This window comes from Collinsella aerofaciens, from assembly GCF_015560135.1.
GTDB lineage: Bacteria > Actinomycetota > Coriobacteriia > Coriobacteriales > Coriobacteriaceae > Collinsella > Collinsella aerofaciens_AN.
On sequence record NZ_JADMRH010000032.1, the window covers coordinates 1 to 10,207 of the forward strand.

The window sequence follows — 10,207 nt, forward strand, 5'->3', positions numbered from 1 at the left end:
TGCTTCACCCTCAAATCAACGCGCATAAAGAAAGCCTCCCATTTCTCATGTCCAAGAAATGGGAGGCAGTTCAATGGAGATCGGGCTTATAGGGCTCAGCAAAGCCGAACCTACACGGTCAAATGACCCGCAGCTTACATCTGCTCGGGAGCGGAGACACCAACAAGGGTGAGCACCAGGGCGAGCGTTACGCGGACGGCGTCGCAAGCGGCCAGACGGGCGCGCGAAAGCTCGGGGTCGACGGGACGGCCCTCGCTCGGCAGCACCTGGCAGGCAGCGTAGAAGCTGTGGAAGTCGCCGGCGAGCTCCTCGGCAAAGTGCGTCAGACGGAACGGGGCGCGGTCGCGAGCGCAGCTGGCGATGAGGTCGGTGAGCTCGTTGAGCTTACGCGAAAGGGCGAGCTCGGTCGGGTCGGTCAGCAGCGAGTAATCGACGTTCTCACCGATGGCCTTGGCGGCGACGGCCTTCATGCCCATCTCGTCAGCCTGCTCGGCGGTAACGTCGGCGGCACGACGCAGGATGGAGCACACGCGGGCGTGAGCGTACTGCACGTAGTACACCGGGTTGGAGTTGTCGCGCTTCTTAACGGCCTCGATATCGAAGTCGACCATCTGGTTGGAGCTCTTGGAGATGAGCGTGTAACGGGCAGCATCAGAGCCGACCTCGTCGACGAGCTCCTGCAGGGTCACCATGGTGCCCTTGCGCTTGGACATACGGACGGGCTTGCCGTTGCGCAGCAGGTTGACGAGCTGGCCCAGCAGAACCTCGAACTTGCCGGGGTAACCCAGAGCGTCGCAGACGCAACGGACGCGCTCGATGTAGCCGTGGTGGTCGGCGCCCCAGATGTCGATGACATGGTCGACGCGCTGGAACTTATCCCAGTGATAGGCAACGTCGGAGGCGAAGTAGGTGTACTCGCCATCGGACTTGATCAGGACGCGGTCCTTGTCGTCGCCCAGGTCGGTGGAGCGGAACCACAGGGCGCCGTCCTTGGTATAGAGGTAGCCCATCTTGTCGAGCTTCTCAAAAGCGCGGTCGACGGCGGAGGTGCCGGCGGTCTCACCCTCAGTGTCCTTCACATACAGCGAGCGCTCGGAGTACCAACGATCAAAGTCGCAGTTGACGGCGTGGCAGAGGTCGCGCATGTTGTCGACCATCTTAACGTAGCCGCGCTCGCGGAAGCTCTCCATGCGCTCCTGCGGATCGGCCTCGACCCACTTGTCGCCGTCGGTGCGCCAGAACTCGGCAGCCTCGTCGATGATGTAGTCGCCGCCATAGGAGTCCTTGCCCAGGGTCTCGGCAAAGTTGTCCTGATACGGATGGGTCTCGGGATGCTCGTCGTTCTCATCGGCAACAAAGGCGTCGCGGTCGGCGATCAGCAGCTTGTGAGCCTCGTCAATATCCACGCCCTGCTTGGCGATGATGTCAGCAAGCTGCATATAGCGCGTGCTGATGGAGTTGCCGAAGGTGTTCATCTGAGAGCCGTGGTCGTTGATGTAGAACTCACGCTGGATGTCGTAACCGGCGTGGTCCATAACACGGCAGAGTGAGTCGCCCAGCGCGGCCCAGCGGCCGTGGCCGATGTGCATGGGGCCGACGGGGTTGGCGGAGACGAACTCGACCTGGGTCTTCAGGCCACCACCGACGTTGGACTTAGCGAAGTCCATACCCTTCTCGCGAGCCTCGCCAAAGATGGCATTCTTGACGGCAACGGAGAGGTAGAAGTTGATGAAGCCGGGGCCTGCGATCTCAACCTTCTCGATCGCGGGGTCCTCGGGCATATGGGCAACGATGGCCTCGGCGATCTTGCGCGGGGCGCAGTGGGCCAGCTTGGCGGACTTCAGGGCCATGGTAGAGGTCCACTCGCCATGAGAAGTGTCAGCCGGTCGCTCGATAGCGCAATCGTCAAGTTCAAATGCGGAAAGGTCGCCGGCCTCCTGGGCCGCAGCAAGCGCAGCGCGTACCAGCTCTTCAATCTTCTCGGGCATAGATCCTCCTTGTGTTAAAGCCCCCGAGCTCTTGGTCACTCGTAGGGCAAAAGCCAGAGTTTGTAGCACTCTATCACAAGCGACGGGCACTGTCGCAGGGTAAAGCTAATAGATATTGCATATGCACAAAAATGACTACAGCTTGTATGGAGTCACTCAAAGATGCCGGTCTGCCTGCAGATTATGCAGGCGTTGAAAATGTATAAAAGTGTGAATGAGCTGCGTCTGTTATCGAATACTCTTACCTATCAGAGTTGTGTGCTTTTCCTGCATAAAGTAAGGGTTTGCGCACGTCAGCGTGTTATTCTAGACATATGTAAATTCGTATAAGTTGGAGGTAGCATGTTCTCAATCGGTCAACACGTCATTCATCCGGGCCAGGGAGTCTGCACCGTCGTCGGTTTTAGGGACGACACACCGCAGCCCATGCTGCTGCTCGAGACCAAGCAGGGACATGCGCAGACGATCCTCATGTACCCCGTGGCGCAGGCCGACCGTTTGCACGCCGCCATCTCGCAGCAAGATGCCGAGCACCTGCTGAGCCACTATGACGAGCTGGAGTGCGACACCTTTACCGAGCGCAACAGCTCGCTTGAGGAGACGCACTTTAAGCAGCAGCTCAAGCTGGGCGCGCCCGAGACGGTCCGCGTGGCAAAGACCATGATGCACCGCATTCGCCAGGCCGAGGAAGCTGATAAAAAACCCAGCTCCTACTACATGCGCGTACTCAAGGAGGCCAAACGCCGCTCCATCGAGGAGTTCGCCGTGGCCCTTGGTGTCACCGAAGAGGCCGCCGAAGCCCGCCTAGCCCAAGCCGCCCTCAACTAACCCATCCGCGCCAAAAACCACCACAAAGGGAACAGGCACCTTTGTGGTGGTTTTCTTGTTCTAGTAGTATTCATTCTTATCGATACCCACGAGCACAAGGAGTCTCTTATGGCAGAGCCGCTTACCGCCGGAATCACCCGCGACCGCGCGTTCGAACTGCTCAATGAGCACAACAAGGACCCGTTCCATATCACCCATGGCGAGACGGTCGAGGGCACTATGCGCTACTTTGCGCGCGAGTTCGACCCCGAGAACGAGGAGTTTTGGGGCATCGTCGGTCTGCTGCACGACCTGGATTGGGAGGAGCATGAGGACGACCCCATTAACCACACCATCTATGCTGCCGAGATTCTTGAGGGCGAAGGTGCGTCTCCCGAGCTCATTCGCGCCATCCAGACGCACACGTCGGACTTCAACACCTCACTACCCAAGCCCGAGCTGCAGATGGAAAAGATCCTGTTTGCCTGCGATGAGCTCACCGGCCTGATCGGCGCTGCCGTCATCATGCGCCCGAGCAAGAGCGTTATGGACTTTACGACTAAGTCGCTCAAGAAGAAGTTCAAGGACAAACGCTTTGCCGCCGGCTGCTCGCGCGACGTGATTTCGCAGGGCGCCGAGATGTTGGGCTGGGAGCTCCCCGAGCTCTTTGACCGCACCATCGCGGCCATGCAGTCCTTCGCCCCCGACCGAGATACCTTCCAGGCCTAACCGTCAACGCCACCTAAAACCACCACAAAGGGGACAGGCACCTTTGTGGTGGTTTTTGTTTGCGCGGGCGTTAGGGACGGACCTGGCCGGTGCCGCGGAGCTTGTATTTGTAGGTGGTGAGGGCCTCGGCGGCAAAGGGGCCACGGGCGTGGAGCTTTTGGGTCGAGATGCCGATCTCGGCGCCCAGGCCAAACTCGCCGCCGTCGGTGAAGCGCGTGCTGGCGTTGGCGCACACGGCCGAGGCATCGACCGCATCCAGGAAGCACTCGCAAGCATCCGTGTCCTCGGCAACGATGGCCTCGGAGTGCATCGTGCCGTAGCGGTTGATGTGTGCGATGGCCTCGTCCTCGTTTGCCACGACCTTCACGCTCATCTCGAGAGCCAGGTACTCGCGACCCCAGTCCTCCTCAGTCGCGGCGACGTAGTTGTCGCCCTCGGCAAGCCCAGCGTCGGCACATGCGGCGCACGTGGCCTCGTCGCCGTGAATGAGCACGCCGTGGTCGTGCAGCACGGCAACGACCGCCGGCAAAAACGAATCTGCCACGGCACGGTCGACCAGCAGCGACTCGGCGGCATTGCACACGCCTACGCGCTGGGTCTTGGCATTAACGATAATGTTGAGCGCCTTATCAAAGTCGGCGGATTCATGCACGTAGATGTGGCAGTTGCCAGTGCCCGTCTCGATCACCGGCACAAGCGACTCGCGCACGCAGCGCTGGATCAGGCCTGCACCGCCGCGCGGAATGAGTACGTCGACAATGCCGCGGAGCTTCATGAGCTCGCCAGTGGCCTCGCGGTCGGTGGACTCGATCATCGACACGGCCTCGCGCGGGAAGCCCTTGGCCTCGAGCGCATCGGCCAGCAGCTCGGCGATCATGGCACACGAGTGATAGGCCAGCGAGCCGCCGCGCAGAATGCAGGCGTTGCCGGTACGGATGCAGATGCCTGCGGCGTCGGCCGTCACGTTGGGGCGCGCCTCGTAGACCATAGCGACCAGGCCCAGCGGAACACTCACACGGGTCAGGTCCACGCCGCTTGCAAGCACGCGGTGGTCGAGCACGCGGCCCACGGGATCGGGCAGCTCGGCGAGCTTTTCCAGCCCGGCGGCCATGCCCTCGACGCGCTCAGGCGTCAGCAGCAGGCGATCGAGCAGTCCGGCCGAAGTGCCCGCATCGCGCGCGGCGGACATGTCGAGCTCGTTGGCGGCGACGATGGAGTCGACACCGTTGCGCAGTGCTGCGGCCATGGCGCGCACGGCCTCCTGGCGCTGCTCATCGCTCGCCGTGGCAAGCGAGGCCGACGCTGCCTTGGCGGCAACGGCAAGATCGTGGACATACGTGGCTATATCGACCGACATGGGCGGCCCTTTCTCCTAGAAGTTTGCAACCATGGTAGCCGATTTGTGCATGGCCTCGCCCGCGGCGGTAGAATTGGTCAACCCGAAACACCGCAACGAACGGAAGACTCACATGGCCCTCATCACTTCGTACCACGTCCCCGGCCTTTACGTCGAGGATCACAGCATCGACGTCCCCCTTGACTGGCGCGGCCTGGAGCCGATGCTCCTGGCCGTCGGCAGCACCATGCGCCGCGGCGCTATGCCGGCACCCATCGCCGGCGCGCCCGAGAGCATCAAGCTCTTCTACCGCGTGGTTTGCGCGCCCGACCGCATCAACGACGATCTGCCACTGCTCCTGTTTTTGCAGGGCGGCCCCGGCGGCGAGAGCCCGCGTCCGCTGTCGCCCACAAGCGACGGCTGGATCGAGGAGGCCGTCAAGCACTTCCGCGTGGTCCTTCCCGACCAGCGCGGCACCGGACGCAGCAGCTGCGTGGACGGACGCACGATCAAGGCACTGGGTGATCGCGCAACGGCCGCCGGCGCCGATACAGCACGCTCGCAGGCGGACTTCCTCAAGCGCCACCTCGCCAGCTCCATCGTGCGCGATTTTGAGTACCTGCGCCTAGTGGGCTTTGGAGGCAAGCCGTGGGTCACGCTCGGCCAAAGCTACGGCGGCTTTTTGACGCTGAGCTATCTGTCGCTCTTCCCCGAGGGCGTGGCGGCGAGCTTTACCTGCGGCGGCATCCCCCACGTGCCGGCGAGCGCCAGCGAGGTCTACGCGCACACCTTCCCGCGCATGGCCGCCAAGACGCAGCAGTATTACGACCGCTACCCCGCCGACGTCGAGCGCGTGGCAGCCCTGGCCGATGCGCTCGAAGCACAGAAGCCCGTGCTGCCCGACGGCTCGCCGATGACGGTCGAGCGCCTACAGCTCATGGGCAGCGACTTTGGCATGAAGCCGAGCTTTGAGCGCATGCATTGGATTATCGATCACGCTTTTGTTGACGGCGACGGCACGCTGACCTGCGGCTCCTCGGTATCCGACAGCTTTTTGATGCGCGCCTTCGAGCGCACCAACACGCGCACGAATCCGCTGTACTGGACGCTGCAGGAGTTCATATACGCCGACGGCGACACTATGCCCATTGGCTGGGCCGCGGCTGAAGAGAAGGCGCACCGCGCCGAGTTCGACACGCTCGCACGCCCGCTCATGTTTACCGGCGAGGCCATGTTCCCGTGGATGTTTGAGCAGATGCCCGAGCTTAAGCCGTTTAAGCCCGCCATGGACCTGCTGATGGAAGACACCAGCTGGGACAAGATCTACGACCCGCAGCGCCTGGCCTGCAACGAAGTTCCGCTCCAGGCCGCGGTGTATTTCGACGACATGTACGTGGATTCGGGCCTGCAGCTCGATACGCTCAGCCGCGTGGGCAACTCGCATGCCTGGGTGACCAACGAGTTCGAGCACGACGGCCTGCACGGCAGCGTGGTATTCAAGTACCTCTTCGACGAAGCCCTCAACCGCGGAGACCTGCGCCGGATCTTCTAGCAAAGGAGTGTCCCCAAGTGCCGGCACAAAAGGAACGTCCCCAAGTGCCGGCACGAGAAAGACAGCGCTGCGGGAAACGATCCGCAGCGCTGTCTTTCTTTATGCAAATACGATCAAGTTATCCCTGTGTATCGCCGGCTTCTCGGCCAGGTCTGCCAGCAGGCGGTTGCTGGCGATCTGGTCCTGGCGGCGACCGGCAGCAAGCTCCAGCACGTCCGAATCGGCCTCGGCGATACCGCGGGCGACGACCATACCGCTCGGATCGCACACATCGAGCACATCGCCCTCGGCAAACTGGCCATCGACCTCGCGAATACCCACCGCAAGCAAGGAAGAGCCACGGCTGACCAGCGCCTTCGCGGCACCGTCGTCAACCGTCACCGAGCCATGCGCCTTGTCTCCCAGTGCGATCCACAGCTTGCGGGGTGCGATGTCCAGACGCTCCGCCGGCGGATCGAACAGCGTGCCCACGCTCTCGCCGCGGGCGAGGCGCACGAGCGCATCGGGCTCCTCGCCCGAGCAAATCACGCTCTGAATACCCGCCGTCATCAGGATGCGGCTCGCGCGAATCTTGGTGATCATGCCGCCCGTGCCCACCGAAGTCGAAGAATCGCCTGCCGAGGCGATAATCTTGGCATCGATCTTATGCACGACCGGGACGAACTCGGCCGTGGGGTCCTCGTGCGGATTGGCGGTATAGAGGCCATCGATGTCCGAGAGCGTCACGCACAGATCGGCAGAAACCAGGCAGCTCACAAGCGCCGCCAGCGTGTCGTTGTCGCCAAACTTGATCTCGTCGACGGTGACGGTATCGTTCTCGTTGACGACCGGCACCACGCCCAGCTCCACCAGGCGCAGCAGGGCGTCGCGTGCATGCAGGTAGGACGTGCGGCGGGCCGTGTCGTGGCGCGTGAGCAGTACGAGCGAGGTGAGCAGGTCGCGCGCATGGAACTCCTCGTCGTAGGCCGACGAGATGATGCACTGACCAGCCGAGGCGCAGGCCTGCAGGCTCGGAAGGTCGCCGACCGGCTTGCGGTCGAAGCCCAACACGGGATAGCCACAGGCAATAGCGCCCGAGCTCACCACGACCAGACGCCAGCCGAGCTTGCGCAGCGCTGCGGCTTGATCGGCAAGTCCGCCGATAAAGGCGCGGTTGACCTTGCCATCGGCGCCCACCACCGTGGACGAACCGATCTTTACCACCATCGTTTTATAAGAAGTCGTCATACGTCAAACCAATCAACTGTTCAGCGAACGGCCGAGCTGGCGGCCAAGGGAGCGTGACTCGCCCCTACCGCCCAAAGAATTAGTGAGCCCAGGGGAAAGCCGAAGCCGCGGCCATGTTCTTGCGCACGAGCTCGTCGCGCACCTGAGCCAGGCCCTGCTCCATGCCCACCACATAGGTCTGCGGGTACAGGAAGCGCTTGAAAGCTGCGTCCAGATGATCGAGCGCCCAAGCACAGCGCTCGCGCGCGTCCTGGATGCTCTCACGCGGAGCCACCGCACTGCCATCGCGCACGATCGGCACCAGCAGCTCGCGATACTCAAGTTCGGACACGTCGGTCACCAGGGCGGCATCATTCACGGCCACGAGGGTATTGCCGCGCGCGGAGCCCTCCCCCGCCAGATGGTCCTCGTCGTAGATCATGTCGCAGACCGGGCCGCCAAATCCGTCGTAATAACGGCGCACGCGTTGCACACCCGGGATCGTGCGCTTGTAGGGCTGCTCGGAGAGCTTGACCACCGGCGTCCATGGGTCTGCCTCGCTCGCACGGCGGGCGGAAAGCTTGTACACGCCGCCCAGCGCCGGCTGATCGTAGCAGGTCGCGAGCTTGGTGCCCACGCCAAAGCTGTCGATGGGCGCGCCCTGGTCGAGCAGCGACTGAATCGTATACTCGTCAAGATCGTTAGAAACCGAGATCCCCACATAAGGCAGGCCCTCGGCATCAAAACGGCCGCGCACATACTTGGAGAGCTTGGCGAGGTCGCCAGAGTCGATGCGAATGGCCGACAGGCGCTCGCCCACCGCCTCCATCTCCTTGGCAACCGTAATGGCATGTTCACAGCCCTCGCGCACGTCATAGGTGTCGATGAGCAGCGTACAGTTCTTGGGGCTCGACTTGGCAAAGGCGCGGAAGGCCTCGAGCTCGGAATCGAAGCTCATCACCCAGCTGTGCGCATGCGTGCCAAAGACGGGAATACCGTAGCGGCGGCCGGCGAGCACATTGGACGTAGAGGAGCAGCCGGCAACGTAGCTCGCGCGCGCAACGGCCAGGCCACCATCGGGACCCTGGGCTCGGCGCAGGCCAAACTCCGCCACGGGGCGACCGTCGGCGGCGAGCACCACGCGCGCCGTCTTGGTGGCGACAAGCGTCTGGAACCCGACGATGTTGAGCAGCGCCGTCTCGAGCAGCTGGCACTCCAGCGCGGGGCCGGTGACGCGCACCATGGGCTCGCGCGGAAAGACGAGCTCGCCCTCGGGCACGGCGTCGATGTTTACATGCGCACGAAAATCGCGCAGGTAGTCGAGGAATCCAGACTTGAACATCGCACCGCCAGCAGGGGCCTGGAGCGAGGCGAGGTAGTCGATGTCCTCGGGCGTAAAACGCAGATTCTCGACCAGCTCGGGCAGCTCGGCGGTGCCGCACATGACGGCATAGGCGCTGCCAAAGGGATGGTCGCGGTAAAACGCGGTAAAACAACCCTGCTCATTGGCCTTGCCGCTCTCCCACAGGCCCTGGGCCATAGTGAGCTCGTACAGATCGGTGAGCATTGCGATGTCGGTGGGATGAGAGATGTCGGTCAAAGCCATGGGGCGACCTTTCGGATGTGTGGTGCAGAATTTGAGGGTTGGACGAGAGCAGAGCATGCGGACATGACGCCCGATGCAAATCGGTTAGAGCAGGCCCATGCTGGTCAGGATCGTGTAGCCCATAAAGATGACAAACGCGATGAGGGCAAGGACAATGATGATTTTTTGAGCCGGCGCCATGCCAGGGATCTCGTTCTCGCCCGTAGGCTCCTTGGAGGTAACCATGCGCTGGGCAAAGGTCATCTCGTCACGACTCGGCTTAGGCTCGACGGACTTGGGACGAGCGGCCTTTTTAGGCTGAGGTTTGGGCGCGGCAGGTGCAGGCTTCGCAGCAGCGGGCTTGGGTGCGGGCGCGGGCGCCGATGCGGATGCGGCGTTCGCGGCGATCTCCTCGGCCTTCGCACGCTCGGCACGCAGGACAGCCAGCTCCTCACGCTCGCGACGGGCCTCTTCACGAGCCTCGCGGCGGGCCTTCTCGGCGCGGAGCTCTTCCAACTCAGCGCGCTCCTCGTCGGACAATGGTTGGGACTCAAGCTCGGCCATGGTACAGCCCTTTCTTTTAAAAAAAGCCGCCGACACAATGTCAGCGGCTTATCAAATCCAAGGGTGGAGACGAAGGGAGTCGAACCCTCGGCCTCTGCCATGCGACGGCAGCGCTCTCCCAACTGAGCTACGTCCCCAGGACAAGTTGATATTTTACCTACGGCTCGCCAACTGTCAACGCCCAATAACCAGTCTTTTTGGGGCGCGGGTATTTTGCCTTGAATATCAACTTCATCCGAACACCTCCCATATTCATCCGCACATGTGCGGATGAATATGGGAACCCGATACCCTGAGGGCCGGATCGGCCGGCCCCGGGAGATCGGAGGACGTCATGTCCGGAAAGAGCGGAAAGAGCGGGAAGGGCGCCGCGAGGGCGGTCCCGAGGGCCTACGGCAGGCTCACGAGGCACGAGCGGGACACGGTCCAGAGGATGCTGG

Annotated in this window: 8 protein-coding genes and 1 tRNA gene; 3 read left to right on the top strand and 6 right to left on the bottom strand. The window is 62.5% G+C overall.

Features of this window, described 5'->3' with window-relative positions:
- Positions 1 to 134 precede the first annotated feature (134 nt).
- Positions 135 to 1,988 carry an arginine--tRNA ligase gene (gene argS / locus I2H19_RS09380; protein WP_195502669.1) on the bottom strand — a complete coding sequence of 618 codons (1,854 nt, stop codon included), beginning with the start codon at positions 1,986 to 1,988 and terminating at the stop codon, positions 135 to 137.
- A 342-nt stretch (positions 1,989 to 2,330) separates the two neighbouring features.
- Between argS and I2H19_RS09385 the strand changes: the two genes are divergently transcribed.
- Positions 2,331 to 2,816: a CarD family transcriptional regulator gene (locus I2H19_RS09385; protein ID WP_006235480.1), complete on the top strand. Its 486-nt coding sequence runs from the start codon at positions 2,331 to 2,333 to the stop codon at positions 2,814 to 2,816.
- Positions 2,817 to 2,924: 108 nt separating this feature from the next.
- On the top strand, positions 2,925 to 3,524 hold the full coding sequence (locus tag I2H19_RS09390) for an HD domain-containing protein (protein ID WP_161145052.1): 600 nt from the start codon (positions 2,925 to 2,927) through the stop codon (positions 3,522 to 3,524).
- A gap of 70 nt (positions 3,525 to 3,594) precedes the next feature.
- Here I2H19_RS09390 and I2H19_RS09395 read toward each other — a convergent pair whose 3' ends face one another.
- On the bottom strand, positions 3,595 to 4,881 hold the full coding sequence (locus I2H19_RS09395) for a glutamate-5-semialdehyde dehydrogenase (protein ID WP_195622500.1): 1,287 nt from the start codon (positions 4,879 to 4,881) through the stop codon (positions 3,595 to 3,597).
- A gap of 112 nt (positions 4,882 to 4,993) precedes the next feature.
- Here I2H19_RS09395 and I2H19_RS09400 point away from each other — a divergent pair, with 112 nt between their 5' ends.
- Positions 4,994 to 6,412, top strand: a complete 1,419-nt coding sequence (locus I2H19_RS09400; protein WP_195568763.1) for an alpha/beta fold hydrolase — start codon at positions 4,994 to 4,996, stop codon at positions 6,410 to 6,412.
- Between the two features lie 99 nt (positions 6,413 to 6,511).
- Here the strand turns inward: I2H19_RS09400 and proB are convergent, their stop codons facing one another.
- From proB to I2H19_RS09420, 4 genes are all read right to left on the bottom strand, one after another.
- Positions 6,512 to 7,639, bottom strand: a complete 1,128-nt coding sequence (gene proB / locus I2H19_RS09405) for a glutamate 5-kinase (RefSeq protein ID WP_117766921.1) — start codon at positions 7,637 to 7,639, stop codon at positions 6,512 to 6,514.
- 79 nt (positions 7,640 to 7,718) lie between these two features.
- A complete protein-coding gene (locus I2H19_RS09410; protein ID WP_195622501.1) occupies positions 7,719 to 9,224 on the bottom strand; it encodes a nicotinate phosphoribosyltransferase in 1,506 nt (501 codons plus the stop codon).
- A gap of 84 nt (positions 9,225 to 9,308) precedes the next feature.
- Complete coding sequence (locus tag I2H19_RS09415) at positions 9,309 to 9,767, bottom strand: hypothetical protein (protein WP_195622502.1); 459 nt, start codon at positions 9,765 to 9,767, stop codon at positions 9,309 to 9,311.
- Between the two features lie 64 nt (positions 9,768 to 9,831).
- Positions 9,832 to 9,904: transfer RNA gene (locus I2H19_RS09420), tRNA-Ala, on the bottom strand.
- Positions 9,905 to 10,207 lie beyond the last annotated feature (303 nt).